Below are 25,731 nucleotides of genomic sequence, written 5' to 3' on the forward strand. Positions count from 1 at the left end.
ATCAGGCTTTATTCCGCTAGTCATGCATTCGCTGTCAATGTGCTGCGTCGCATGCGCCCCGCTTTCCTGCGCGACGCATGGCCAGGCGCTTATTCGACCTGCGGCGGACGCTCGAACGTGTGGAACGGAGCCGGGCTCGGCACAGTCCACTCCAGCCCTTCGGCGCCATCCCACGGCTTGTCGTCCGCCTTCACCAGATCGCCACCACCGCGATACGTCGGCAAGGCGACCGCGAACAGGAAGTACACCTGTGCCAGACCGAAACCAAACGCGCCGATAGTCGCAATCTGGTTGAAGTCCGTGAACTGCGCCGGGTAGTCCGCATAACGACGCGGCATGCCGGCGAGGCCCAGAAAGTGCATCGGGAAGAAGGTGATGTTGAAGAAGATCATCGACGCCCAGAAGTGGATCTTGCCGCGCGTCTCGTTGTACATCCAGCCCGTCCACTTCGGCGCCCAGTAATACCAGCCGGAGAACAGCGCGAACAGCGAACCGGCCACTAGCACGTAGTGGAAATGCGCCACCACGTAGTAAGTGCCGTGCATCTGGATATCGAGCGGCGCCATGGACAGGATCAGGCCCGTGAAACCACCCATGGTGAACACGAACAGGAAGCCGATGGCGAAGATCATGGGCGTTTCGAAGCTCAGCGCGCCACGCCACATGGTGGCAACCCAGTTGAACACCTTAACGCCCGTCGGCACCGCGATCAGCATGGTCGCGTACATGAAGAACAACTGGCCCGTTACCGGCATGCCGGTCGCGAACATGTGGTGTGCCCAGACCATGAACGAAAGGATTGCAATGGAAGCTGTTGCGTACACCATCGAGCTATAGCCGAACAGCGGCTTGCGCGAGAACGCCGGAATCACCTGCGACACGATCCCGAACGCCGGCAAGATCATGATGTACACCTCGGGATGCCCGAAGAACCAGAAGATGTGCTGGTACATCACCGGATCGCCGCCGCCCGCTGCGTTGAAGAACGACGTGCCGAAGTGGCGATCGAACAGCACCATGGTGATCGCGCCTGCTAGCACCGGCATCACGGCAATCAGCAGGTATGCGGTAATCAGCCAGGTCCAGCAGAACATGGGCATCTTCATGAGCGTCATGCCGGGCGCGCGCATGTTCAGGATCGTCACGACGATATTGATACCGCCCATGATCGACGAAGCACCCATCAAGTGGATCGCGAAAATGGCGAAGTCCATGCCCGGGCCCATTTGCGTGGACAACGGCGCGTACAGCGTCCAGCCTGCAGCAGTCGCGCCGCCAGGGACGAAGAACGACGTGATCAGCAAGATGGCGGCAACCGGCAGCAGCCAGAAGCTGAAGTTGTTCATGCGCGCGAACGCCATGTCCGACGCGCCGATCTGCAGCGGAATCATCCAGTTCGCGAAACCGACGAACGCCGGCATGATCGCGCCGAACACCATGATCAGGCCGTGCATGGTGGTCAGCTGGTTGAAGAACTCCGGACGCATGATCTGCAAACCGGGCTCGAAGAGCTCGGCGCGGATCATCAACGCCATCACGCCTCCGGAGAGGAACATGATGAACGAGAACAGCAGGTACAACGTACCGATGTCCTTGTGGTTGGTCGCGAACAGCCAGCGACGCCAGCCGTAAGGCAGTTCGTGCGCGTGCTCGTCGTGCTCATGATCGTGATCATGAGCGTGGCCATGTTCGTGGCCCGCAGTTACATCGTGTCCGATGCTCGACATGACAATCTCCTAAAGCGAATACTGCGGCACTTGGGCGATACGCTACGCCTGCTTTCTTTCAGAAGGAAGCTGGACGTTTGGGTACGTACGTCAAGCAGCCGGACTGATCTCCACACGCCGTGCTTCTCTCGCGTCAGCACCGCCCGTGATCGTTTCCGGCTTCTTCAAAATAATGCGGTCTTCTGCAATGCCCGCGGCCTTCAGCGCGTCGCGAACGGCTTGCGCGCGCGTCTTCGCCAATTCGGCGTTGGTCGCGGCAGAACCGGTTGCGTCGGTGAAACCCGACAAATTGAACTTCGCGTCAGGATGCGCCTTCGCGTAATCAGCGGCGGCCTGGACGGCTGCTGCAGCGTCGGCGGGCAACACGTTCTTGCCCGTTTCGAAATAGATGCTGGCGGGCAGTCCGGCCGACTGGGCCGCACTGTCCGAAGCCGGAGCCGATGCAGCCGATGCAGCGCTCGCCGCTGCGTCCGAACCTGCCGCCGCCGGAGCAGCAGCCCCGGCCGCCGCCAGATGATCCCCGCCTTCAGGCATCTTGCCGTTGCGTGCATCCGCGACTTGCTTCGGCTGGAGAATGTCGCCGGTGTGGTTGCCCCACGTATTGCGTTCGTACGTGATCACCGAAGCGATCTCGACGTCGTTCAACGTCGCGCTCCAGTTGGGCATGGCGCCCTTGCCCTTCAACACGATGTTCACGTGCTCCGCAATCGGACCGTTGGCAATCTTGCTGCCGTCGAGCGCCGGAAACTGTCCTGCGCCCTTTCCGGTCGGCTGGTGGCAGACCGCGCAATTCGCCGTGTAGACCTTTTCACCACGCGCTTTCAGCTCGTCCATGGTGTAGGTCTTGTTCGGATCGTCGGCGCTGGCAGCCATTTTCTTTTTCTGGCCATCGACCCATTTTGTGTAGTCGTCAGCGGACAGCACTTCCACCACGACCGGCATGTAAGCGTGTTCCTTGCCGCACAACTCGGTACAGAAGCCACGGAACGTACCGATCTTCTCGGCCTTGAACCAGGTGTCGCGCACGAAGCCAGGAATGGCGTCCTGCTTCACGCCGAATGCCGGGACGTACCACGAGTGGACCACGTCGTTGGCGGTGGTGATGATGCGGATTTTCTTGTCGACCGGAACCACGAGCGGGTTGTCGACTTCCTGCAGATACAGCTCGCCGATCGGCTCCTGGCCGTTGACCTGGCTGCGCGGCGTGGTGAGCGTGGACAGGAAATTGATGCCTTCGCCCGGTCCCTTCACGTAGTCGTAGCCCCACTTCCACTGATAACCGGTCACTTTCACGGTCAGGTCAGCGTTGGTCGTGTCCTTCATGGCGACCACGGCCTTGGTAGCCGGCAGCGCCATCAGCACGACGATCACAAACGGAACGATCGTCCAGATGATTTCGACGGTGGTGCTTTCGTGGAAATTGGACGCCTTGTGTCCCTTCGACTTGCGGTGCATCAGGACGGAATAGAACATCACGCCGAACACGCCGATAAAAATCACCGTGCAGATGATCAGCATGAACGTATGGAGGCCGTAGAGCTCCTCGGCGATCTTCGTCACGGGCGTCTGGAAGTTGAGTTCGTTCACTCCAGGACCGCCGGGAACGTCACTGACCGCCAGGGCTGCGCCGGCGAACAGGAGTCCGCTTAACGCCAGCACGCCCGAGAGGGCTCGCTTGATTGTTTTCATAGCTTCCTTACCCAAAATTTCCATTCAGACCCTCGACCCCCGTTTGCATCCGTCCGACTCCTGCATCGCTTCCCCCCGGAGGCGATTTACCCGGCAACGCATGTCAGTTGCAGCGCATCAGCCATGTGCGCAACTCGACGGCAAACTGCTTGCGCCGATGCTGTGCCAGATGAATCCCGACAGGCACCGACTGACCCCGCGACACCAGCGTGACCGGATCCCTTGGCCTCGCTCCCGGTTCGACCCGGACCCAGCGCGGGTTGAACTCCACCTGAGTCAGGGTTTCGGCATCCATGCGTTCAATCAGAAGCCGGTCGTGAAACAGCAGGATCCGCTCGTAATCGACAGCATGGCGCGCGTAGATGACGAACGCGATACCAACCGCCAGCAATTCGATACCCGTAAAAGGCAGCACCAGCCAAGCGCCCGCCCAAACCAGCAAACTCGCGATCAGCAAAGAAAACAGCGCCAGCGACACATAAAACGCCACGAACTGGCGCGGCGAAACGGAACAGTTCCGCTTGAACAGCCAGTCCTTCACGACCGGTTCGGGGTCCATCAGCAGATCGGTTGCTTGCATCGCCGTCTCCCGCTTCAGAGTTGTCTCACCCGCGCAGCGCCAAGTGCCAAATCCTGTTCACTTGTTGCTCACCCGTCGCTAGGAATACGACGAAAATCATGCCAGCCAGGCGACAAACTGACGCATTATAGGCGCGTTGCCCAGCATCCACAAGCAAGGTGGCATAAGCCTCAAAGCCAAGCCGCACAAGCTTCTGCGCCCTTTTGCCGCACCCTTTTGGACGCTTGTCAACGCGCGTATTCGCGGGGATGCAAAGGTCATCGCAAGTTTGTTTTGGCTTCGTTCCGGTGGCCCCGTCGCTCTAATCTGCCTCGTTCACTTGCTGCGCTTTGGGCCTCGTCCTATATCTTCCAGCCTGATTATTCCGTGCCCTTCCGCTGTCATTCGCGGTACGGCCTTCCATGCGTGGCCGTAGATCACCTCGAAGGTCAGCGGTATCGTGCCGTCTTCGCGTCGCCGTGATTCCAGCGCCGCGTGCAGCGCGTCGCGCAATTTGCGTCCATGTTGCTGTGCGCCTGTATCCGCGGGAAAAGCACCCCAGCCACGTACATCCTTCAACAACGATTCCGGCGATTTGTACGTGATCGTCAGCACTTCCTGATCCATCACCGGAATTTCAAAGCCGCTCTCGACGAGCATGTCGCCGAGGTCATGCATATCGACAAATTCGATGGTGTGCCGCCGCGGCGCCAATCCCAACGACTTTTCCGCCTGCGTGTATGCACCGCTGAGTTCTTTCAGCGTGTCGGGGCCGAGCGAGCTAAACATCAGCAAGCCATTTACCTTCAGCACGCGCGCCCATTCGGGGAGCACAAGGTCGGGCCGCGCGTGCCATTGCAACGCCAGATTCGACCAGAGCATCTCGAATGCATTGCCGGCAAAGGGAAGCTCGGCGAAATCGCCCTGCGCCAATTGCGGTCCGCGTGCGCCGAATGCCTTGCCCAGCGTGGCGGGCAAGAAGCGGCGCCAGCCAGCGTTGGCTTCCGACTCAGCCCTCTCGGCCTGGTTCGCCCGGTCGAGCATTGCCGCCGATAAATCCAGCCCGATCACCGAGGCATCCGCAAAGCGTTCGCGCAGCCCTGGCAAGTCGGCCCCCACGCCACAACCCGCATCGAGAACGCGCACAGGCGCGACCTTGATGTACTCGAGCCGCTCGCGCATACGCGCCGCGATCTCGCGCGGCAGAAATGCGACGTCATCGAAACGCGCGGCCCGGCGATCGAAAATTTGCCGGATACGGCGCGAATCGTAGGCCGGACGGCCAGCGTTGGCGGAAGTTGAGGACATGACAACCTGTTTTCTAAGAGTGCGAAGTATACTCGGTCGATTGTTAAAACGTTCAGCAAAACCAGACGGCACAACGGTTCGCTGGCGTTATAGCCAGTATTTCGGGTTGTTCCTGTGTATTTGGGTCGGGTTTATGAATCGACAATTTTTCGTGACGTTGTACGGTTCCGATCCGGGTTCACGCTTGGTACGAAAAGGCTTTGTGAATGCCGCGCGCTGGTTTGCCAAGATGCGCGACATCGCATTACCGAGTCAGTGCGCATTGTGTGGCAATTTGTCGCACAGCGTATTGTGTGCTGGCTGCGATGAACAGTATTGGAATCAGGCACGCCTGCGCTGTGCCGTTTGTGCACTGCCCATGCCTGTGCTTGCCGGACCGGGCCGTGATCGCGCGGGCTCTCAGTTGCATTGCAAACTTTGCATGGCCGAGCCCCCGCACTTCGACGCAACCATCGCGCTGGGCGATTACCGCGCGCCACTCGATACACTCGCGCTCGAGTTGAAATTTCATGCGCGGCTTGCCGGTGCGGACGAGTTCGCACGGCAGTTGCGAGCCATGTTCGAAGATACTGATTCGGCTGCGCCTGACATTGTCGCGCCAGTGCCTTTATCGCGAAAACGCCTTAGAACACGCGGTTACAACCAGGCATGGTGTATCGGCAAACCGTTGGCACGCCGGCTCAGCGCGCGGGCTGATGCAACGCTGATCGAACGTACCCGCGATACCGCGCCGCAAGCAAAGCTTGACCTCGATACACGCCGGCACAACGTCGGCGATGCCTTCAAAGTGCTGCGCGACGTTCGCGGCAAACACGTCGGTGTCGTCGATGACGTGATGACTTCGGGCGCAACCCTAGACGCGCTGGCGCGCACGCTGAAAACCGCCGGCGCCCGTCGCGTCACCAATTTCGTCGCGCTGCGTACGCCGCAAGACTAATTTTTCGAGCCATCGTTTATGTTCAATGTTGTACTTGTCGAACCTGAAATTCCGCCGAATACCGGCAACGTGATCCGGCTCTGCGCCAATACGGGCGCACGTCTGCATTTGATCGAGCCGTTAGGTTTCCCGCTCGATGACGCCAAGATGCGCCGCGCCGGACTCGACTATCACGAGTACGCGCAGATGCACGTGCATTCGAGCTGGGATGCTTTTATCAAAAAAGAGACGCCCGACGTGAACCGCATGTTCGCGTTCACAACGCGCGGTTCCACGCCGTTTTTCGGGCACGCGTTCCACGAAGACGACTGGTTTGTGTTCGGCGCGGAAACGCGCGGTTTGTCGGATGCGGTACTTGGACAATTCACGAACGATCGTCGCGTCCGCTTGCCGATGCGCCCCGGAAACAGAAGTTTGAATCTGTCGAATACGGTGGCGATCGTGACGTTCGAAGCGTGGCGTCAGACGGGCTTCGAGGGCGGCGAATAAAGCAATGAGCCTTATTCCGCCTTCGCGTCCCGGCTCAGCAAGGCGTGAACGGCATCGCGCGGCGCGACGTTGTCGAACAAGACGCGGCACACGGCATGGGTGATCGGCATATCGATATTGTGAGATTCAGCCAGCGACAGTACCGCCCGCGCGCAGCGCACGCCTTCGGCAACGTGACCGAGTGCGGCAAGGATGTCCGTCAAGGATCGGCCCGTCGCGAGTTGCATGCCGACCGTGCGGTTGCGCGACAAATCTCCGGTCGCCGTCAGGATCAGATCGCCGAGTCCGGTCAGGCCGTGGAACGTCTCCGCGCGGCCGCCCAACGCCACGCCCAGCCGGGACATCTCGGCCAATCCGCGCGTGATCAACGCGGCGCGCGCGTTGAGGCCGAGCCCGAGTCCGTCGGCAATACCTGTTGCGATAGCGAGCACGTTCTTCACCGCGCCGCCCACTTCGACGCCGATCACGTCGTCGCCGGTATAGATCCGCATTGCGCCATGGTGGAAAGCCGCGACCGTACGCTCGCCTAACGTGACCGAAGCGCTTGCAACCGTCAGGGCCACTGGCAAACCTTGCCCGACTTCGCGCGCAAAGCTCGGCCCGGAAAGCGTCCCATTGCTCGCATGCCGAGGCAATTCAGCCGTAACGACCTCGTTCGGCAAGCATTGGGTATCGGCTTCAAATCCCTTGCATAACCACACGATATGCGCCGGGACGATGCCCGATTCGCGCATGGTCCGGCATAACGCGCGCAAGCCCGCGACGGGAGCGGCGACCACGCAAAGTGCATCGGCTGCCGCGCCGTGACTTAGCGCAGAGGAAAGATCCGGCTCATACACGAGTGACCCGGGCAGCGTCACGCCGCGCAGATAGCGCTCGTTTTCATGAGAAATAGACAAGGATTCGATGAGCGCGCGGTCGCGCGCCCAGAGGACCGTGTCGTGGCGAGTGGCCAAATGGCCAGCCAGCGCGGTGCCCCACGCACCGGCGCCGAGAACGGCTACTTGCATGCCCGGCTCCGGAATAGCGGTTTTAGTTCAGTGTCGCGCCGTTCGCCACGCCTTCCTGGGCAGCGGACAACTGCGAAATACGTTGTTCGTACAGCGCCTGGAAGTTGATTTCCGCGAGGTGGATCGGCGGGAAACCAGCGCGCGTGATGGCGTCGGCAATATTCGAGCGCAGGTACGGGAACAGGATGGTCGGGCAAGCAATGCCGACGAGCGGATCGATCTGGTCGGCCGGGATGTTGCGGATATCGAAAATGCCGGCTTGCTTGGCTTCGATCAGGAACGCGACCTTGTCCGACACCTTCGCCGTCACGGTGCCCGTTACCAGCACTTCGAACACGCTTTCTGCAAGGCGCTCAGCCTTCACGTCCACTTCCACTTCCACCGACGGCATGTCCTGCTCGAGGAAAATCGCCGGTGAATTGGGCTGCTCGAGCGACATATCCTTGAGATAGATGCGCTGGATGTTAAAGAACGGTTGGTTGTTGTCGTCAGACATGTTGATTCCCTTGATTATTTAAAGTGCAGTCCGCGGCTTTTCCGGTTTTTCCGGCTCAATGCCACCGACTGCTTTGCTGCCGGCAACGCGTTCAGGCCGCCTCGAGCAGCGGCATCAGGCCGCCCTTGCGATCAAGCGCGGACAGGTCGTCGTACCCGCCGACATGCGTTTCACCGATAAACACCTGCGGCACCGTCCGACGGCCCGTACGCGTCATCATTTCTTCACGTTTTGCCGGATCACGGTCGATCAGCACCTTCTCGACGTTTTCCACGCCGCGCGACTTTAGTAGACGTTCGGCCATCTGGCAATACGGGCACACTTGCGTGCTGTACATGATTACTTTGTTCACTTTAGGGCTCCTTGTTTCACGACCGGCATGCCGGCTTTCTGCCAGGCATCCAGCCCGCCTTGCAATACGTGGACCTCGGCGTAGCCTGCATCGCTCACAATCTGGCTCGCCTTCTGGGACTGTTGCCCGGTCTGGCAAACGAGCAAGACCGGATTGCTCTTATTCTTCGCGATTTGGCCAACTTTTGCTTGGAGCTCCGCCAAAACGAAGTTTTTCGCGGCAGGAATGTGCCCTTGCGAGTATTCGGCGGCCGGCCGCAAGTCGATGACCGAGGCGTTGCGCCGGTTGATCAGGAGGACGGCATCGGCCGGTGAAACGGCGCCGCGGCCGCGCCGCATAAGCGTTGGCCACAGCAGCAACCCGCCCGAAACAAGGAGGACGGCAATAAGTACGAGGTTGGTGTAATCGGTGAAAAACTTCACGTCGGGACCGCCGGATTGGGAGTGTGGAGAAAAGAAAAGCCGCAAAAAAATCGGGACAATCCAGCCATTATAAAATAACCGTTCTCCGCAAAGGCATCGGCCGAACGGCCGAGTTGCGCCGGAACGCATTGCCGCACAAAATCGATGCCAGTTTTCCCCTACCCGCTGTCTCTAACCGGCTTCCCAACTAACCGACCTCTAAACGGACATCATGTACAAGCTAGTGCTCATCCGCCACGGCGAATCCACGTGGAACAAGGAAAACAGATTCACAGGCTGGGTCGACGTCGACCTGACCGAACAAGGCGTGCGCGAGGCTCAGCAAGCCGGCGTCTTGCTGAAGGAAGCGGGCTTCAGTTTCGACATTGCGTACACCTCGGTCCTCAAGCGCGCGATCCGCACGCTCTGGCACGTGCAGGATCAAATGGACGAGATGTACCTGCCCGTCGTGCATTCGTGGCGGCTGAACGAGCGGCACTACGGTGCGCTCGCGGGTCTGAACAAGGCCGAAACGGCGAAGAAATACGGCGACGAACAAGTGCTGATCTGGCGCAGAAGTTATGACACGCCGCCGCCGGCACTCGATCCGTCGGATGAACGCACCTCGTTCAACGATCCTCGCTACGCCAAGGTGCCGCGCGAAGAGCTGCCGCTGACCGAGTGCCTGAAGGACACGGTGGCGCGCGTGCTGCCCATTTGGAACGAGTCCATCGGGCCGGCCGTCAAGTCGGGACGGCGCGTGCTGATTGCCGCGCACGGCAATTCCATGCGCGCCTTGATCAAATATCTGGACGGCATTTCCGATGACGATATCGTAGGATTAAATATCCCGAATGGCGTGCCGCTCGTCTACGAACTCGACGAAAACCTGAAACCTATCAAACATTATTATCTCGGCGACCCCGACGCTATTGCGAAGGCGCAGGCTGCAGTCGCGAAACAGGGTAAAGCGGGATAATCAGGATTCGGCGTGCAACCGGGGCCGGACCATCGGAATGCCGGATTCCGGTTGCCCGCCCCGCCGCGCGAGAGATGCGAATCCTGAGGCTCGCATCTCTCGTGTCTTATGGTCCAAGCAAATCCACTCTTAGGCCATCGGCGGCAGTCATTGATTTTTACTGGCGGATAAACCGCTATCAGGTCTTTTTGCTGTAGTCACATAACCGGGCCCGACATTTGCGTACGGATTACCGTTTTTAAAAAATCGCAGCTTCGAAGAAGAACTTACCCACTATGCCGGCGAGGGCTGTTTAAGCTGTGTTTAAGTCGTGGTCCGGGGCTTGCAGTTATACTGCCCAGTCAACCACGACGCAGCCTAATCCGCTTCCGACCGCAACAGACTCTATGCGAAAGAACCTGAAAAATATCGGCCTGATCGCCGCGGGCCTTGCTACCGGCGCATTTGCCACGCTGCAACTCTCCGCATCCGCCCAGCAAGCCGCCACCGCGCCTCTCCCGCTAGATCAACTGCGGTTGTTTGCCGAAGTCTTCGGGCAAATCAAGCATGAATACGTCGAACCGGTCGACGACAAAAAGCTCCTCACCGCCGCCATCAAAGGCATGGTGTCCAGCCTCGACCCGCATTCGTCGTATCTCGACAAAACCGATTACGAAGAACTGCAGGAGCAGACCAAGGGTCGCTTTGCAGGGCTTGGTATTGAGATCTCGTCGGAAGACGGGTTGATCAAGGTGATTTCGCCTATCGAAGACACGCCGGCGTTCCGCGCCGGTATTCGTCCGGGCGATTTGATCACGCGCATCAACGACAAGCCGGTGCGCGGCATGACGCTCGACAACGCCGTGAAGCAAATGCGCGGCGAACCCGGTACCAAGGTCACGCTGACCATCTTCCGTAAGACCGACGACCGGACGTTCCCGATCACGGTTACGCGCGCGCTCATTCGCGTGCAAAGCGTGAAGATGAAGATTCCCACGCCCGGTTACGGCTATATCCGTATCACGAGCTTCCAGGAACGCACGGTGCCTGATCTCGCCGCGAAGCTGCAGGACCTCGCCCGTCAGCAGCCGGACCTTAAGGGTCTCGTGCTCGACCTGCGCAACAACGGCGGTGGTTTGCTGCAGAGCGCTGTCGGCGTGGCCGGCGCGTTCCTGCCGGACAACGCCGTTGTGGTCTCGACCAACGGTCAGATCGCGGACGCGAAGCAAACTTTCCGCGATACCTACGACAACTATCGCCTGCCGTCATTCGACACTGATCCCTTGAAGAACTTGCCGGAAATCTTCAAGAAGGTGCCAATGGTCGTGCTGACCAACGCTTACTCGGCGTCGGCATCGGAGATCGTCGCGGGCGCGCTGCAGGATCACCATCGCGCGTTGATCGTGGGCAAGACCACGTTTGGCAAGGGTTCCGTGCAAACCGTCCGGCCAATGACCGCAGACACCGCGCTGCGCCTGACGACTGCGTACTACTACACGCCAAGCGGCAAGTCGATTCAGAATAAGGGCATCCGTCCTGACGTTCCGGTCGACCAATATGCTGAAGGCGATCCGGACGACGCACTCGTGACGCGCGAAGTGGATTATTCGAACCACTTGGCGAACACACAGGATCCTAACGAGAAGAAGGAACAGGAAGCTCGTGAAGCCGACCGGCTTGAACAACTGCGTATTCTTGAAGAGCAGAACGACAAGAAGACGCCGGAGCAGCGCCGGAAAGATCGTGAGAGGAAGCCTGTCGAATTCGGCAGCGCGGACGACTTCATGCTCAGCCAGGGCCTGAACAAGCTGGAAGGCAAGCCGGTTCAGGAATCGAAGTCGTACTCCGAGCGCAAGCTCGCGCAGGACAAGCCGACACCGTCGGCATCGGCTCCGATCGTTGTGAAGCCTGCCCTGCCGGCTACGCCCGGGTCGGACACTGCTGCGCCTGCTTCGGCACCGGTGCCGGCATCGGCTACGCAATAAGTTTGTTGTCCCGGTAGGTCAAACGCCGCCCCACCTGGGCGGCGTTTTCGTTTCTGCTTTCATGACTTTCCGGCCTCGCGCTTAAAATAGACGCTTCCTGACCGCCACGCCGGTCAATGCCTACACGAGCGCTCGATGAACGACGACCAGCTTCTCCGCTACTCACGCCACATTCTCGTCGATGAAATCGGCATCGAGGCGCAACAGCGCTTTCTGGAGGCGCACGTGATGATCATCGGCGCGGGCGGGCTTGGTGCTCCGGCGGCGATGTATTTGGCGGCGGCCGGTATCGGTGAAATCACGCTGGTCGATGCCGATACAGTCGATCTGACCAATCTTCAGCGCCAGATCGTCCATTTCACCGCGTCCGTGGGCGAAGCCAAGGTGGACTCGGCGCAGAAGACGCTTGCCGCGCTCAACCCCGATGTCAAACTGAACACGGTCGCCACGCGCGCCGACTCGCAATGGCTGAGCGACAACGTCCCGCACGCGAGTGTCGTACTGGATTGCACCGATAACTTCGTCACCCGTCACGCCATCAATGCAGCGTGTTTCGCGCACGGCGTGCCGCTGGTCTCGGGGGCGGCGCTTCGCTTCGATGGCCAGATCAGTACATTCGACTTTCGCTCGGCCGAATCGCCTTGCTACGCCTGCGTGTTCCCGCCAGACGACGCGTTCGAGGAGGTCGCGTGCTCGACCATGGGCGTCTTCTCGCCGACAGTTGGGATCATCGGCACGATGCAGGCGGCCGAGGCGCTGCGCCTGATTGGCGGTTTCGGGACAACATTGCAAGGACGCCTGATGATGCTCGACTCGCTGCGCATGGAGTGGAACACGATGCGCATTGCACGGCAGACAGATTGTCCGGTCTGTGCAAGCGGAAGAGGCGCCTGATTTAAAAGCCACTGTCTCGATTAAGAGTTATCCAGTTCAGTTGAGTGGGTAACGGGTCTATGCTTTGCGCCCGTTTTTATCGAGAACACGTAGGTGAGCGAAGACACGAGATCAAGCAACCGCGGCAGGCCCGAAATGGACGAAGGACCTTCGATCCCGGTATTTAGCGCCCCGGAAGGTATTCTTTTCGATTTCAACTATGGCTGTCGTGTGCAGGTTCCTGTCAGCGGTTGGCGCGTCAAGATGATCGACCTGGACACGTTCAATATCCTGCTGAACGAACGGGTGGAAGCTGACGTTGTTATCGCGAGCAAGCGCAAGTACTACGTGCGCTTTCTTCTCGAAGTATTTGACGGTGACAGACTCGTTTTTTCGCACGCCTTCGATGCAACCGGCAAGCGCGTCCTGCTACGAATGGAACCGTGGGCACTAGGCGACTCATTAGCATGGATTCCAGTGATCGATGCATTCAGAAAACAGCACGATTGCGAGCTTTACCTGCCAATGGACGAAGACTTGCAGTCGCTTTTTCGGGCTGGCTATCCACGACTCCATTTCGCGACCGAGGAACAACTCGCGACTCGACCCGGTTCGTATTACGCAACTTACTATTGTGGCCTGACCTACCCATTCTCCGAGCGAGACCATCAACCTTCCGATCCACGCGTCAGCAGCCTTCAGGATACCGTCGCATATTTGCTTGGCGTTCCACGCGAGGAGCGCAGACCTGATGTGATTGTTGCCGACACAGCGCGCGTCATCGCCGAGAAGTATGTGTGTATCGCAACGCAAGCAACGGCACAGCATAAGTACTGGAATAACCCGGACGGTTGGCCAGCGCTCATTAATTATTTGCGGGCGCTTGGTTACCGTGTGTTGTGCATTGATCGCTATTGGAGGTTTGGCAACGATTCTCACGTCAATTACATGCCGGCCGAAGCGGAGGATTTCACCGGCAATCACACGTTGCAGCAGCGCGCCAGTCTTTTGCGGCATGCGGAGTTTTTCATTGGCCTGTCCAGCGGATTATCGTGGCTCGCATGGGCCGTAGGCGTCCCGGTAGTCATGATCAGCGGTTTCTCTCATCCTTCGAATGAGTTCCATACGCCGTATCGCGTGATCAACTTTCACGCCTGCAATAGCTGCCTCAACGACACCGCCGTACAAATCTACGCCGATGTATTCGTTCAATGCCCGCGCCGGGAGAACAACCCACAACCGTTTCAATGCACTGCATCGATCACACCGCAGTTTGTGATGCGTGTCGTTGACCGGCTGATTCGTGACCAACGTCAGGCGTCAACCGCGTCTCAAATTTAAGACTTCTCCAATTTTGCTGAGCGTTCGGCCGCTTTATCGTGGGCGCTGAACTTTAAAAGCGATTGGAGCAACACGTGAGCGAGACAGTAAACCGAAGCACGCAGCGCGGCCGGACCGAAACCGAATTTGCACATCCTGGCCCATTGGCATTGAACGGAGCCGAAGGAATCCGTTTCGATTTCAACTATGGATGCCGCGTGCAAGTGCCGGTGGATGGCTGGCGCGTTCGCATGACGGACCTCGATACGTTCAACGTGCTGCTGGACGAAGCTGTTGAAGCCAACACGGTGGTCACGAGTCGGCGCAAGTACTTCGTGCGCTTTCTGCTCGAAGTGTTCGACGGCCAGCGCCTCGTGTTCTCCCATGCCTTCAATGCAGCGAACAAGAAAGTTGCGCTACGCATGGCGCCGCTCGCGCTTGGTGATTCGCTGGCGTGGATGCCAATCATCGACGCGTTCCGCGAGCAGCACAATTGCGAACTCCACATGCCGCTGGCGGCGCATCTGCAGCCGCTTTTCCGCGAGGGTTATCCGCATCTGCATATCGAGACCGAGGCCGAACTCAATGGCCAGGCCGATACATTCTATGCAACGTACTACATCGGTTTGTTGAAACCGTTCTCGGAACGCGATCATCAACCCACCGATCCACGCGTGAGCAACATGCAGGACATGATTGCCTACCTGCTCGGTGTGCCTTGCGCGGAACGCCGCCCGAACGTTGTCATCGCCGATAAAACCCGCGCGATCAAGGACCGCTATGTTTGCATCGCGACGCAATCGACCGCGCAATGCAAGTACTGGAACAATCCACGCGGCTGGTCAACGTTGATTGCGCATTTGAAAACGCTCGGTTACCGCGTGCTGTGCATCGATAAAGAAAAGGCCTACGGCAACGCCGAATACACGAACACGATGCCCGAAGGCGCCGAGGATTTCACCGGCAACCGGCCGCTGCAGGAGCGCCTGAGCCTTCTGCTTCACGCGGATTTTTTTATTGGATTAGGAAGCGGCTTGTCGTGGCTCGCGTGGGCCGCCGGAACGCCCGTCGTTATGATCAGCGGGTTCTCGCATCCATCGACTGAATTTCGCACGCCGTATCGCGTAATCAACTTTCACGGCTGCAATAGCTGCTTCAACGACACGACCGCCGAGTTCGAAGCATCGGACTTCGCGTGGTGTCCGCGCCGGTCCGACCCGGCGCAGCGCTTCCAGTGCACGGCGATCATCACGCCGGAATTCGTGATGCGCGTCGTCGATAACCTGATCGCCGACCGGAAGCTGCTTGCTCAAGCCTTCTGAAGCACCGCCAAGGCAGCGAGCAACTCTGCGGGTTCATAAGCTGCAAGCACGTCCGCGACGGGCTTGTGCAAGGCCTTCAAATCAGCGCGCAAAATCTCCTGCTTCACGACCAGCAACTGGCTTGGGTGCATCGAGAACTCGGTCAGTCCCATGCCGAGAAGCAGGCGTGTCACGCTCGGGTCGCCGGCCATCTCGCCACATACCGAAACCGGCACCCCCGCCGCCTTCGCCTCGCGCAATGTGAACGCAATCAGGTGCAGCACTGCGGGATGCAGCGGGTCGTAAAGATGCGCGACCGCGTTATCGGCTCGATCGATGGCAAGCGTGTACTGGATCAAATCATTCGTGCCGATCGACAGAAAGTCGAGCCGCTTCAAGAACAGGCGCACCGCAATCGCCGCCGCCGGAATCTCGATCATCGCGCCGACCTGCACGTTGCGGTCGTAATCGATACCCGCATCGTCGAGCTGACGTTTTGCTTCGTGAATCAGGTCGAGCGTCTGATCGATTTCCTGCGCGTGCGCGAGCATGGGGATCAGGATCTTCGCCCGGCCAAACGCCGATGCGCGCAAGATTGCCCGCAATTGCGTCATGAACATCTGCGGCTCGGACAAGCTCCAGCGGATCGCGCGCAAGCCCAGCGCCGGGTTTTGCGCGGTCTCGTAGCCGTCGCCGCCGCTCATCGATTCAAGCGGTTTGTCGGCGCCCACATCGATTGTCCGGATGGTCACCGGGCGGCCGTTCATCAGTTCGATCGCCCGCTTGTACGCCTCGAATTGCTCTTCTTCTTCCGGCAGCTCGTCCTTGTGATTCATGAACAGGAATTCGCTGCGGAACAAGCCGACGCCCATCGCGCCGGCATCGAGCGCGGTCTTCGCGTCGTCGGGCAATTCGATGTTCGCGCACAAGTCGATCTTCGTGCCGTCGAGCGTCTGCGTGGGCGAGAACTTGAGGCGCTGCAGCTTGCGCTGCTCGAGCACCTTCTCGCTTTGCCGGTACGAATACTCTTCCAGCACGATCGGCGCGGGGTCCACGATCACAATGCCGTGATCGCCATCCACGATGATCAGGTCGTTCTGCCGGATCAGAGCGCTCGCCTGCTGCACGCCGACCGATGCCGGAATGCCCAGACTGCGCGCGACGATCGCCGTGTGCGATGTGCGCCCGCCCAGATCGGTGACAAAGCCCTTGAACGCCTGCGTCTTGAATTGCAGCATGTCGGCGGGCGCGATGTCATGCGCGACCACGATCATGTCGTTGTGACCATTGCTCGCGGCGCCATCGACCACGAGCGTCGCCGTGGACGGCGCGCCGGCGAGCGCCTTCAACACGCGCTCGACCACTTGCTGGATATCGGCCTTGCGCTCGCGCAAATATTCGTCTTCGATATCGTCGAAATGGCGGCTCAGGATTTCGAGTTGCTCGGTCAGCGCCCACTCCACGTTGTATCGGCGGGTACGCACGAGATCGATGGTTTCATGAACGAGCATGGCGTCGTTCAGGATCATCGAATGGACGTTGATGAACGCGCCCATTTCACTGGGAGCGTCGGCGGCAAGATCTTCACGCAGCGCGTCTAGCTCTGCGTGGACCTGCGCCTGGGCTGCGTGAAAGCGTTCGATTTCACCGTCGATACGATCTGGCTCGACCAGATAATGATCGACATCGAGCGCGGCGGCCGCGATCAGATAAGCACGGCCAATGGCAATGCCGCGGGAGACTGGAATTCCATGCAGCGTGAACGACACGCGCACCTCTCTGGTTATGGTGGATCGCGGTTGGTCGCATCCCGGCTGCTGATACTCCAAACACGGCCCGGCAATGCGATTGCGCGCCTCATTATAAATTCGAACGCGGTCCCTCACCGTTTGCGCTGCAGCAACGCATAAAAAAAGCCGCGTACGAACGCGGCTCTCTTCAAAATATTCACGACGGCAAGGTCATTGTCCTTCGCCGAATTTGTCGGCGATCAAGGCGAGGATGGCCTTCATGGCTTCGGCTTCGTCTGCGCCTTCGGTCTCGATGGTCACCGTACTGCCAATACCCGCTGCCAGCATCATCACGCCCATGATGCTTTTTGCGTTGATCCGGCGGCCGTTGCGGCTCATCCAGATCTCGCATTGAAAACTGCCTGCCAGTTGTGTGAGCTTCGCTGATGCACGTGCGTGCAGGCCCAGCTTGTTCACAATCGTTGTTTCTTGTTGCAGCATGATGCTCCGGGCGCTAGGTGAAAAGGGCTGACTCGTGCAAGTACTATGTTTTTAATGACTGACTACTTTCTCGGGTTCGCTGGCTGCCGCAGCCGTTTTTACCGCACAGCTCGCCGCCGCAGCGGCAGCAGCGCTGGCCATGGCGCAAGGATTGGCAGGCGTCGACGCATCCAGTTCCTGAATGCCCTTCGACCCACCCTGCAGCGACTTTTCAGCAAGCGTTTCGAGCGGCGTGGTCCGGTAACACACGGCGCGCACGAGCATGGGCAGGTTGACGCCGGCCAGAACGCGGACCGTATCGCTTGCCAGGCTCTGCGCAATATTCGCAGGCGTTGCACCGAAAACGTCAGTGAGAACGACGGCGCCGTTCTCTTCCTTCAGACGATCGATTTCGGAGCGTGCGAACGCACGGACCTCGACGGGATCGCAATCCGGCATCACATCGATTACGCCGATGCGCGCGGGCAAACCGCCGTAGATGTGGGAAATACACTCACGTAGCGCCGAAGCGAAAGGTGCGTGAGCAATGATCAGAATGCCAGCCATATCAGAGTGTGCTGCCCCAAAACGACGAGATACGTCGGAAATCGTGGGAACCTGCTTTATATGCGTGCGCTCAAAAACACGCCCGCAAACATCGATCCGGATGCGAAAACGCCAATAAACCGCATATTGCAAGCTTAGTCGGATTTCGCACGTCTTGCGCAACGCAATATGAAACACGTTGCGGCAAGTTCTCACTTTCAGTTTCGGGGCCGGATCGCGCCACGAAACGAATCTCATGAGTGGCAGATTGTAGCAGTCCGGACGGATTCAACAGCCCGGTTGCAACTCCGAACGGCGCCTCTAATTTCCGGCCGCGCGCTCCAGTGCATCGATAAACATGCCCGCCACATCAAAACCGGTCTGATCCATGATTTCGCGGAAGCATGTGGGGCTCGTCACGTTCACTTCGGTCAGATAGTCCCCGATGGCATCGAGTCCAACGAGCAACAAACCGCGATCGAAAAGCGTCTGCCCAAGCGTTTCCGCGATCTTGCGATCGTTTTCCGTAAGCGGCTGTGCGCGTCCCAAGCCACCGGCAGCCAGATTGCCGCGTACTTCGTTGCCCTGCGGAATTCGCGCGAGCGAATACGGCACCGGCTGGCCGCCGATGATCAAGATGCGTTTGTCGCCATCGGCGATTTGCGGGATGAACTTTTGCGCCATGACGCTGCGCGCGCCGTTGTCGCTCAGCATTTCCACGATCGTGCCCAGGTTCATGCCATCGGCCTTCACGCGGAACACACCCATGCCGCCCATGCCGTCGAGCGGCTTCAGGATCACATCGCCATGTTCTGCGTGGAATGCGCGGAGACGGCCGGCGTCGCGAGTCACCAGCGTCGGCACGACGAATTGCGGCCATTCGCCGATCGCCAGTTTTTCCGAGTGATCGCGGATCGCTTGCGGCTTGTTGAAGATGCGCGCGCCCGTGCGCTCGGCCAGTTCGAGCAGCCATGTGGACGTCACATATTCCATGTCGAACGGCGGGTCTTTGCGCATCAGGACGGCATCGAATTGCTTCAGGTCGCGCAGTTCAGGCGTTTCAGCCGCATACCAGGGCGAGCGTGCCGAATCGGCCACGTCGCCGACGATGGACACGCGCTGCACCAGCCCCTCGACCTTGCCCGACACCCATGCCAGGTGCTGCGGCTCGCACGCGTAAAGCGTGTGTCCGCGGCGTGCAGCTTCGGCCATCATCGCGTAGGTCGTGTCTTTGTAGATCTTGAAGTGATCGAGCGGATCAGCGATAAAAAGGATGTCCATAAGCGTCCAGAACGGCCGTTCGGCCTTGGTTTATTCGATATAAAGCGCAGCGACCTGCAACAGGCGATTTTTAACACGTTGCGTGCGTTCGCGCCTGACGTGCAAACGGCCGCAACTTCGTGCGGCCGTTGTCTTCCAGATTCAAAGCTTAAACCTGAATGGCTTCCGGATCTGTCTTTTCCAGTTCCACCGATGCCGCCAGCAACCCCAGCCGCGCCACCACGCCATACATGTAAAAGCGGTTCGGCGGCGCCGCTCCGGGTTTCGCGTGCGCGTCGGGCAGCGCGGTGTGCTCGAAGCCGAGCGGCACGAAATGCATGCCGGGCGCGTTCAGGTTCTGGTCGCGATCCCGCGAATCATGCACACGATAAAACCCGCCCACCACATACCGGTCGATCATATACACCACCGGCTCGGCGACCGCGTTTTCCACGCGCTCGAAGGTATGCACGCCTTCCTGGACGATCACGTCGTGCACTTCCAGGCCGTCCTTGGCGTCGTTCATCTTGACGCGTTCGCGCTTGGTCAGCGCGGCGACTTCGCTTGCGTCGTGCACGGTCATCACGCCCTTGCCGTAGGTGCCGGCATCGGCCTTGATCACCACGTACGGCTTCTCGCTGATTCCATACTCACGATACTTCTTCGCGATCTTCTTCAGCACGCCGTCGATTGCATCCGCCAATTCCTGTTCGCCCGTGCGCGCCTCGTAATCCACGCCTTCAACGTGCGCAAAATACGGGTTGATCATCCACGGATCGATTTCGACGAGCTTGGAAAATTTCTTCGCGACGTCGTCGTAGCAGGAAAAGTGATTCGATTTACGCCGTACCGCCCAGCCTGCGTGCAGCGGCGGAAGCAAATATTGCTCGTGCAAATTCTCGAGCACCGGCGGAATGCCGCCCGACAAATCGTTATTCAGCAGAATGGAACACGGATCGAAATTCTTCAGACCCAGGCGGCGCGGCGTGCGTTCGAGCGGCTCGAGCACGATCTTTTGCCCATCGGCCAACGCGATGGTGACAGGACCATGGATGTTTTCATCGAGCGTGCCGAAACGGATGTTCAACCCGGCCTGACGCATGATGGTCGCAAGCCGCGCAACATTTTCCAGATAAAACGCGTTGCGCGTATGGCGCTCGGGAATCACCAGAAGGTTCTTTGCGTCCGGACAGATCTTTTCGATCGATGCCATGGCCGCCTGCACGGCAAGCGGCAATACTTCAACCGGCAGGTTGTTGAATCCGCCGGGGAACAGGTTGGTATCGACCGGAGCGAGCTTGAAACCCGCATTGCGCAGGTCCACCGAGCAGTAAAACGGCGGCGTGTGTTCTTGCCACTCCAGCCGGAACCAGCGTTCAATGGACGGCGTCGCGTCGAGTATCTTCCGCTCGAGGTCGAGCAGGGGGCCGTTTAACGCCGTTACGAGATGCGGAACCATTGATGACTCGCGGACTTAAGAGGAAAGATTGTAGAGCAAATGCCTCATCTATTTGGGTATGAACTCCCTTTTCCCAAGCCTATTCGCACGGTTCATGCCGCCTTTCGCGAACATTTCAACTGATTTCGATCCTTCGTCGTGCACAAAAACGAGACAAAAAAATGCCCGCCTTAGGACGGGCGGGCAAAATCGCTGCGCTTATCTCGAAGCCATGCTGCTATTGCTTTCCACGTATTCGGATTGAAGCCACGGCCTCTCGCGCCCGGCCCCAACCCTTCTAAGACACTTTTATTCGACGTGTTCGCCATGCAGCGTTACGTCGAGGCCTTCGCGTTCCTCTTCTTCCGTGACACGCAGACCCATGACCATGTCGATGATCTTCAGCAGGACAAAGCTCATCACGCCGCTGTAGACCAGCGTGGTCAGAACGCCCTTGGCTTGCAGCAGGACGCTGCCGTCGAAGCCGCCGATGTCCTTCACCGCGAAGATACCCGTCAGCAACGCGCCGAGAATACCGCCCACGCCATGGACGCCGAACGCGTCGAGCGAGTCGTCGTAGCCGAGTTTCGTCTTGAGCCACGTTGCCGACCAGAAGCAGACCACACCGGCCAGAATGCCGATCACGATTGCACCGGTCACACCAACGAAGCCCGAAGCCGGCGTAATCGCCACCAGGCCAGCCACTGCGCCCGAGATGATGCCGAGCACCGAAGGCTTACCCTTCGCGAGCCACTCTGCGAACATCCAGCCGAATGCGGCGAACGCCGTTGCGATTTGCGTGGTGAGCATTGCGAAACCGGCACGGCCGTCAGCCGCCACTGCCGAACCCGCGTTGAAGCCGAACCAGCCGACCCACAGCATCGAAGCACCAATCAGCGAGAGCACCAGGTTGTGCGGCGCCATGACTTCACGGCCATAGCCAACACGCTTGCCAAGTACCAGACAGCAAACCAGACCAGCAATACCGGCGTTGATGTGAACCACCGTGCCGCCTGCGAAGTCCAGGATACCGGCCGTTGCCAGCCAGCCCGTCGGTTCCCACACCATGTGTGCGACCGGCGAGTAGACGATGATCGACCACAAGCCCATGAACACGAGCATCGCGGAGAACTTCATGCGGTCAGCGAACGCGCCGGCGATCAGCGCCGGGGTGATGATCGCGAACGTCATCTGATAGACGAAGTAGACCGATTCCGGGATCGTCGGAGCGAGGTGGCTGACGGTCAGCGTCGTGGCTTTGTCGCCCTTGATGTAGTTCATGCCGTGCAGGAACACGCGCGAGAATCCGCCGATGAACGAGTTACCCGGCGTGAACGCCAGCGAGTAGCCGACGACCGTCCAGATGATCGTGACCAGGCAGCAGATTGCGAACGACTGCATCACGGTTGCGAGCACGTTCTTCTTGCGCACCATGCCGGCGTAGAAAAGCGCGAGGCCCGGGACCGTCATGAACAGCACGAGGGCGGTTGAGGTCAGCATCCAGGCGGTATCGCCGGAACTGATCTTCGATGAATCCACAGAGAACGGTTCTGTCGGTGCGGCCGGCGCTGCTGCTGCGTCCGATGCGCCCGAAGCGGGTGCTGCCGCCGATGCTGCTTCCGTGCCGGAAGCCAGTGCCGTGTTGGCGCTGACCGGGGACGCGGAATCAGGCGCGCTTGCAGGCGCTGCCGCAGCGGATGCAGCCGCTGGCGCCGATGCATCCTGCGCCATCACGGTGCCGGCGCTCACTCCCAGCAGCGACCCCGCCATCAACAAGGACATCAATAATTTACGCATTCTTCTGTTTCCTCTTATCGCCGTTTCGTTTTTTCTTAGAGAGCGTCCGCGCCGGTCTCACCGGTGCGAATGCGAATGACTTGTTCAATCGGGGTGACGAAAATCTTGCCGTCGCCGATCTTGCCCGTGCGTGCCGCGCGCTCGACCGCTTCGATCGCCTGGTCGACGATATCGTCCGACACCGCTGCTTCAATCTTCACTTTCGGCAGAAAGTCGACCACGTACTCGGCGCCGCGATACAGCTCCGTGTGGCCCTTCTGGCGGCCGAAGCCTTTTACCTCGGTCACGGTGATGCCCGAGACGCCGATTGCCGACAACGCTTCGCGTGCTTCGTCGAGCTTGAACGGCTTGATGATTGCGGTAATGAGCTTCATGTATCCCTCGCGTGTGTGTCGAGCAGAGTGGGCGGGTTAGCGCCTTGCCCTGGTCCCATGCCTGATCCTGTGTTGCCTCGTGCCCATCGCGAGCGGCGTCTGACGCGCCACGCCGCATTGCCCATCGCCCGGAAAAGCGCGTGCGGACAAGGCCCGGGCCACATATGCAACTCGTATGCCATGCGAGCGTCCAGCATGCTCATCAGGGCTTTGCGGGGTGCTGGCCCAATCCCTAGACCGGATGGCTAACGGCGCTTCCATGTGCTGGCGTGCACCGTGGATCGTTGCTAGAGTGCACGCAAGGTCCGGCGAGAAGTTCAGGTTTTCGAGGCGCGGCGAAACGCCGCGTCGAGGTGCGATCCAGACGTTTCAGCTGTCAACTACCGGGGCGAAACGCACCAACTTGGATCATCGCGAATGCCGGGGCACTGAGCTAACAATGAATGCACTTTTATGGTGCGCAAGAGGAAAGACCGTATGAAACAACCGAACGACGTATTCAATGACTTCCAGGCCAAGATGAGCGAGTTGCTCAAGAATTCGCCGGCAAAGGACATTGAAAAGAATATGAAAGCGATGCTTTCACAGGGTTTCTCGAAGCTGGATCTGGTCACCCGCGAAGAATTCGATACCCAGACGCAAGTACTCGTACGCACGCGTACGCGGCTCGAAGAACTCGAACGCCGCGTGGCGCAACTGGAAGCGAAGCTGGGTGGCGCAACGTCATCGAGTGCCCAGGACTGACGTCTGAAGATTAAAAGCGTGTCATCGGCCAAGCGAGCCGTGATGTTGAATCAATAAACCAGCGTCCGCGTTTGCGTTTGCAATCACGAGGCGCGGGAAGCGGGGAAAAATCATGTCGCTTGCCGTGGTGCGCAGCCGCGCGCCCGCGCCTGGGCGCGCGCCCGAGGTGACCGTCGAGGTTCATCTCGCCAATGGATTACCTTCGTTTTCAATCGTCGGCTTGCCCGACCTCGAAGTCCGCGAAAGCCGTGAGCGCGTCCGCGCTGCGCTTCAGAACTGCGGCTTCGAATTCCCGGTCCGCCGGATCACCGTCAATCTGGCTCCCGCCGATCTGCCGAAGGAAAGCGGCCGGTTCGACCTGCCTATTGCGCTGGGCATACTGGCGGCGAGTGGCCAGATTCCTGTTGAAGCGCTGCTGCATCGCGAGTTCGCGGGCGAATTGTCGTTGACGGGTTCGATTCGTTCAATGCGCGGCGCGTTTGCAATGGCATGCGGCGCTGCGCGGCAATATGCGGCCGCCGTGACGCCGAAAGCTGCGTTCATTCGGGACGCCGACCTGCGTATGCCCGAAATGTATCTTCCGGCGGCAAGTGCTTCGGAAGCGGCGCTCGTGCCGGGAATCGAAGTGTATGGCGCGTCTGATTTGCCCACTTTATGTGCACATTTGTGCGGCTCGGAGGATGGCCGGCTTACGCCCGTTCGTGCCGCCGCACTCGACTCGCGGTCGGATCGTCGAACGCCGTTGCCCGATCTCGTCGATGTGATCGGCCATCCTGGCGCACGACGCGCGCTGGAAGTTGCGGCTGCCGGTGGGCATCATCTTCTGATGGTCGGACCGCCGGGCGCAGGCAAATCGATGCTCGCAGCGCGCTTGCCCAGCCTCCTACCGCCAATGACCGACGACGAAGCCTTGTCATCCGCCGCGATACTTTCCGCGAGCATGCTCGGATTCACCCCGGCTCAATGGCGTCAGCGGCCGTTCCGGGCGCCGCATCATTCATCGAGTTCGGTGGCGCTCGTTGGCGGGCGCAATCCTCCGCAGCCAGGCGAGATTACGCTGGCGCATCTGGGCGTGCTGTTTCTGGACGAGTTGCCGGAATTCGACCGGAAGGTGCTCGAAACGCTACGCGAACCGCTGGAAGCTGGCCGGATCACCATCTCACGCGCTGCGCATCAGGCGGACTTTCCGGCGGCGTGTCAATTGGTCGCAGCCATGAACCCGTGTCCGTGCGGCTGGCGCGGCGACCCAAATGGCCGTTGCCGCTGTACCCCGGAAATCGCGGCTCGATACCTACGCAAACTGTCCGGGCCTCTGCTGGATCGAATCGATATCCAGATCGAGCTGCCGGCATTGTCGCCGGCGGAGTTATCGGCGAGAAGCGCGTCGGTGGGTGAGACAAGCGCGGTCGTTGCGCGTCGTGTCGCCGCGGCTCGCGAGCGTCAGATTCAGCGCCAAGGCAAGACGAATCGCGAACTCGACGGACGTGAAGTCGATGCGGTATGCCGCCCCGACACGGCCGGCGAAACTCTGCTGCGCGAAGCGGGCGAACGCTTCGGCTGGTCGGCGCGCGCTTACTACCGCGTACTCAAGGTCGCGCGCACGATCGCGGATCTGGCGGCGGTTGAGTCACCTACGGCCGGGCATCTTGCTGAGGCGATTCAGTATCGGCGGGCTTTTGCCGCGGTATAGGGCTGCGAGGACGTTCGTTTGGAAAGAAAATCACGTGTCAAGACTTGACTTATACACACCGGAACGTTCCTTGTTTCCCTACCATCAGACCAAACCCTGTATTTCGCAATAATTCGCAGGCTCTTGATTTTATTGCAAATTTTCCAGTGCCGCGAATCAAGGCAAAGTAAGGAAAGCCGCGTCGGACGGGCACTTCCGGCTCACCAGCCGATCTTTTCCACAAAGTTATCCACAGCCTCTGTGGATAGTTCGAAAAAGTGAGATAAA

General features: G+C 59.5%; 24 protein-coding genes. 9 read left to right on the forward strand and 15 right to left on the reverse strand.

What is annotated here, in order from left to right; genetic code table 11:
- Nucleotides 1-89 precede the first annotated feature (89 nt).
- The 4 genes from ctaD to HB633_RS22740 form a co-directional block, all read right to left on the reverse strand.
- Nucleotides 90-1,727 carry a cytochrome c oxidase subunit I gene (gene ctaD, locus HB633_RS22725; protein ID WP_213780385.1) on the reverse strand — a complete coding sequence of 546 codons (1,638 nt, stop codon included), beginning with the start codon at nt 1,725-1,727 and terminating at the stop codon, nt 90-92.
- A gap of 90 nt (nt 1,728-1,817) precedes the next feature.
- Complete coding sequence (coxB, locus tag HB633_RS22730; RefSeq protein ID WP_213780386.1) at nt 1,818-3,440, reverse strand: cytochrome c oxidase subunit II; 1,623 nt, start codon at nt 3,438-3,440, stop codon at nt 1,818-1,820.
- 79 nt (nt 3,441-3,519) lie between these two features.
- Complete coding sequence (locus HB633_RS22735; RefSeq protein WP_213780387.1) at nt 3,520-3,996, reverse strand: DUF2244 domain-containing protein; 477 nt, start codon at nt 3,994-3,996, stop codon at nt 3,520-3,522.
- Between the two features lie 315 nt (nt 3,997-4,311).
- Entirely contained in the window at nt 4,312-5,283 is a 972-nt protein-coding gene (locus tag HB633_RS22740) for a methyltransferase domain-containing protein (RefSeq protein WP_213780388.1), read from the reverse strand.
- Between the two features lie 229 nt (nt 5,284-5,512).
- Between HB633_RS22740 and HB633_RS22745 the strand changes: the two genes are divergently transcribed.
- The gene (locus tag HB633_RS22745) at nt 5,513-6,220 is read left to right on the forward strand and encodes a ComF family protein (protein WP_213780492.1); all 708 of its coding nucleotides are present in this window, start codon (nt 5,513-5,515) and stop codon (nt 6,218-6,220) included.
- Between the two features lie 18 nt (nt 6,221-6,238).
- Nucleotides 6,239-6,709 carry a tRNA (uridine(34)/cytosine(34)/5-carboxymethylaminomethyluridine(34)-2'-O)-methyltransferase TrmL gene (gene trmL, locus HB633_RS22750; RefSeq protein WP_213780389.1) on the forward strand — a complete coding sequence of 157 codons (471 nt, stop codon included), beginning with the start codon at nt 6,239-6,241 and terminating at the stop codon, nt 6,707-6,709.
- A gap of 11 nt (nt 6,710-6,720) precedes the next feature.
- Here trmL and HB633_RS22755 read toward each other — a convergent pair whose 3' ends face one another.
- The 4 genes from HB633_RS22755 to HB633_RS22770 all read right to left on the reverse strand — a co-directional run bounded on the left by HB633_RS22755 (nt 6,721) and on the right by HB633_RS22770 (nt 8,989).
- Nucleotides 6,721-7,719 carry an NAD(P)H-dependent glycerol-3-phosphate dehydrogenase gene (locus HB633_RS22755; protein WP_213780390.1) on the reverse strand — a complete coding sequence of 333 codons (999 nt, stop codon included), beginning with the start codon at nt 7,717-7,719 and terminating at the stop codon, nt 6,721-6,723.
- A 22-nt stretch (nt 7,720-7,741) separates the two neighbouring features.
- Entirely contained in the window at nt 7,742-8,215 is a 474-nt protein-coding gene (gene secB, locus HB633_RS22760; protein WP_213780391.1) for a protein-export chaperone SecB, read from the reverse strand.
- A gap of 91 nt (nt 8,216-8,306) precedes the next feature.
- Complete coding sequence (grxC, locus tag HB633_RS22765) at nt 8,307-8,567, reverse strand: glutaredoxin 3 (RefSeq protein ID WP_056358080.1); 261 nt, start codon at nt 8,565-8,567, stop codon at nt 8,307-8,309.
- Nucleotides 8,564-8,989, reverse strand: a complete 426-nt coding sequence (locus HB633_RS22770; protein WP_213780392.1) for a rhodanese-like domain-containing protein — start codon at nt 8,987-8,989, stop codon at nt 8,564-8,566. Before HB633_RS22770 ends, grxC begins: the two co-directional genes overlap by 4 nt.
- A 211-nt stretch (nt 8,990-9,200) precedes the next feature.
- Here HB633_RS22770 and gpmA point away from each other — a divergent pair, with 211 nt between their 5' ends.
- From gpmA to HB633_RS22795, 5 genes are all read left to right on the forward strand, one after another.
- On the forward strand, nt 9,201-9,947 hold the full coding sequence (gene gpmA, locus HB633_RS22775; protein WP_213780393.1) for a 2,3-diphosphoglycerate-dependent phosphoglycerate mutase: 747 nt from the start codon (nt 9,201-9,203) through the stop codon (nt 9,945-9,947).
- A gap of 386 nt (nt 9,948-10,333) precedes the next feature.
- Nucleotides 10,334-11,911 carry a S41 family peptidase gene (locus tag HB633_RS22780; RefSeq protein WP_213780394.1) on the forward strand — a complete coding sequence of 526 codons (1,578 nt, stop codon included), beginning with the start codon at nt 10,334-10,336 and terminating at the stop codon, nt 11,909-11,911.
- Nucleotides 11,912-12,046: 135 nt separating this feature from the next.
- Nucleotides 12,047-12,805 (forward strand): molybdopterin-synthase adenylyltransferase MoeB, encoded by a 759-nt coding sequence (gene moeB, locus HB633_RS22785; protein ID WP_213780395.1) that lies wholly within the window; start codon nt 12,047-12,049, stop codon nt 12,803-12,805.
- A 93-nt stretch (nt 12,806-12,898) separates the two neighbouring features.
- On the forward strand, nt 12,899-14,125 hold the full coding sequence (locus HB633_RS22790) for an autotransporter strand-loop-strand O-heptosyltransferase (RefSeq protein ID WP_213780396.1): 1,227 nt from the start codon (nt 12,899-12,901) through the stop codon (nt 14,123-14,125).
- Between the two features lie 74 nt (nt 14,126-14,199).
- A complete protein-coding gene (locus HB633_RS22795; RefSeq protein ID WP_213780397.1) occupies nt 14,200-15,426 on the forward strand; it encodes an autotransporter strand-loop-strand O-heptosyltransferase in 1,227 nt (408 codons plus the stop codon).
- On the opposite strand, the gene ptsP is transcribed toward HB633_RS22795, so the two are convergent.
- The 7 genes from ptsP to HB633_RS22830 form a co-directional block, all read right to left on the reverse strand.
- Complete coding sequence (gene ptsP / locus HB633_RS22800; RefSeq protein WP_213780398.1) at nt 15,414-17,174, reverse strand: phosphoenolpyruvate--protein phosphotransferase; 1,761 nt, start codon at nt 17,172-17,174, stop codon at nt 15,414-15,416. The two genes, HB633_RS22795 and ptsP, sit on opposite strands and share 13 nt — an antisense overlap.
- Nucleotides 17,175-17,366: 192 nt before the next feature.
- A complete protein-coding gene (locus HB633_RS22805) occupies nt 17,367-17,636 on the reverse strand; it encodes an HPr family phosphocarrier protein (protein WP_056358108.1) in 270 nt (89 codons plus the stop codon).
- Between the two features lie 51 nt (nt 17,637-17,687).
- Nucleotides 17,688-18,182: a PTS sugar transporter subunit IIB gene (locus HB633_RS22810; RefSeq protein WP_213780399.1), complete on the reverse strand. Its 495-nt coding sequence runs from the start codon at nt 18,180-18,182 to the stop codon at nt 17,688-17,690.
- A gap of 300 nt (nt 18,183-18,482) precedes the next feature.
- Nucleotides 18,483-19,442: a glutathione synthase gene (gshB, locus tag HB633_RS22815; RefSeq protein WP_213780400.1), complete on the reverse strand. Its 960-nt coding sequence runs from the start codon at nt 19,440-19,442 to the stop codon at nt 18,483-18,485.
- A gap of 148 nt (nt 19,443-19,590) precedes the next feature.
- Nucleotides 19,591-20,880, reverse strand: coding sequence for a glutamate--cysteine ligase (gene gshA, locus HB633_RS22820; RefSeq protein WP_056358120.1), 1,290 nt, complete (start codon nt 20,878-20,880; stop codon nt 19,591-19,593).
- Nucleotides 20,881-21,168: 288 nt separating this feature from the next.
- Nucleotides 21,169-22,656, reverse strand: a complete 1,488-nt coding sequence (locus tag HB633_RS22825; protein WP_213780401.1) for an ammonium transporter — start codon at nt 22,654-22,656, stop codon at nt 21,169-21,171.
- A gap of 35 nt (nt 22,657-22,691) precedes the next feature.
- A complete protein-coding gene (locus HB633_RS22830) occupies nt 22,692-23,030 on the reverse strand; it encodes a P-II family nitrogen regulator (protein ID WP_031364354.1) in 339 nt (112 codons plus the stop codon).
- Between the two features lie 477 nt (nt 23,031-23,507).
- Between HB633_RS22830 and HB633_RS22835 the strand changes: the two genes are divergently transcribed.
- Together HB633_RS22835 and HB633_RS22840 are read left to right on the forward strand one after the other, a co-directional pair.
- Nucleotides 23,508-23,774: an accessory factor UbiK family protein gene (locus HB633_RS22835; protein WP_213780402.1), complete on the forward strand. Its 267-nt coding sequence runs from the start codon at nt 23,508-23,510 to the stop codon at nt 23,772-23,774.
- 112 nt (nt 23,775-23,886) lie between these two features.
- Nucleotides 23,887-25,464, forward strand: coding sequence for a YifB family Mg chelatase-like AAA ATPase (locus HB633_RS22840; protein ID WP_213780403.1), 1,578 nt, complete (start codon nt 23,887-23,889; stop codon nt 25,462-25,464).
- Nucleotides 25,465-25,731 lie beyond the last annotated feature (267 nt).

The sequence above is a fragment of the Caballeronia sp. dw_276 genome, from assembly GCF_018449635.1.
Classification (GTDB): Bacteria; Pseudomonadota; Gammaproteobacteria; order Burkholderiales; family Burkholderiaceae; genus Caballeronia.

Coding starts and splice junctions, on each gene's coding strand:
- ctaD (WP_213780385.1), bottom strand. CDS start 1,727: ATGTCGAGCATCGGACACGATGTAACTGCGGGCCACGAACATGGCCAC.
- coxB (WP_213780386.1), bottom strand. CDS start 3,440: ATGGAAATTTTGGGTAAGGAAGCTATGAAAACAATCAAGCGAGCCCTC.
- HB633_RS22735 (WP_213780387.1), bottom strand. CDS start 3,996: ATGCAAGCAACCGATCTGCTGATGGACCCCGAACCGGTCGTGAAGGAC.
- HB633_RS22740 (WP_213780388.1), bottom strand. CDS start 5,283: ATGTCCTCAACTTCCGCCAACGCTGGCCGTCCGGCCTACGATTCGCGC.
- HB633_RS22745 (WP_213780492.1), top strand. CDS start 5,513: ATGCGCGACATCGCATTACCGAGTCAGTGCGCATTGTGTGGCAATTTG.
- trmL (WP_213780389.1), top strand. CDS start 6,239: ATGTTCAATGTTGTACTTGTCGAACCTGAAATTCCGCCGAATACCGGC.
- HB633_RS22755 (WP_213780390.1), bottom strand. CDS start 7,719: ATGCAAGTAGCCGTTCTCGGCGCCGGTGCGTGGGGCACCGCGCTGGCT.
- secB (WP_213780391.1), bottom strand. CDS start 8,215: ATGTCTGACGACAACAACCAACCGTTCTTTAACATCCAGCGCATCTAT.
- gpmA (WP_213780393.1), top strand. CDS start 9,201: ATGTACAAGCTAGTGCTCATCCGCCACGGCGAATCCACGTGGAACAAG.
- HB633_RS22780 (WP_213780394.1), top strand. CDS start 10,334: ATGCGAAAGAACCTGAAAAATATCGGCCTGATCGCCGCGGGCCTTGCT.
- moeB (WP_213780395.1), top strand. CDS start 12,047: ATGAACGACGACCAGCTTCTCCGCTACTCACGCCACATTCTCGTCGAT.
- HB633_RS22805 (WP_056358108.1), bottom strand. CDS start 17,636: ATGCTGCAACAAGAAACAACGATTGTGAACAAGCTGGGCCTGCACGCA.
- HB633_RS22810 (WP_213780399.1), bottom strand. CDS start 18,182: ATGGCTGGCATTCTGATCATTGCTCACGCACCTTTCGCTTCGGCGCTA.
- gshB (WP_213780400.1), bottom strand. CDS start 19,442: ATGGACATCCTTTTTATCGCTGATCCGCTCGATCACTTCAAGATCTAC.
- gshA (WP_056358120.1), bottom strand. CDS start 20,880: ATGGTTCCGCATCTCGTAACGGCGTTAAACGGCCCCCTGCTCGACCTC.
- HB633_RS22825 (WP_213780401.1), bottom strand. CDS start 22,656: ATGCGTAAATTATTGATGTCCTTGTTGATGGCGGGGTCGCTGCTGGGA.
- HB633_RS22830 (WP_031364354.1), bottom strand. CDS start 23,030: ATGAAGCTCATTACCGCAATCATCAAGCCGTTCAAGCTCGACGAAGCA.
- HB633_RS22835 (WP_213780402.1), top strand. CDS start 23,508: ATGAAACAACCGAACGACGTATTCAATGACTTCCAGGCCAAGATGAGC.
- HB633_RS22840 (WP_213780403.1), top strand. CDS start 23,887: ATGTCGCTTGCCGTGGTGCGCAGCCGCGCGCCCGCGCCTGGGCGCGCG.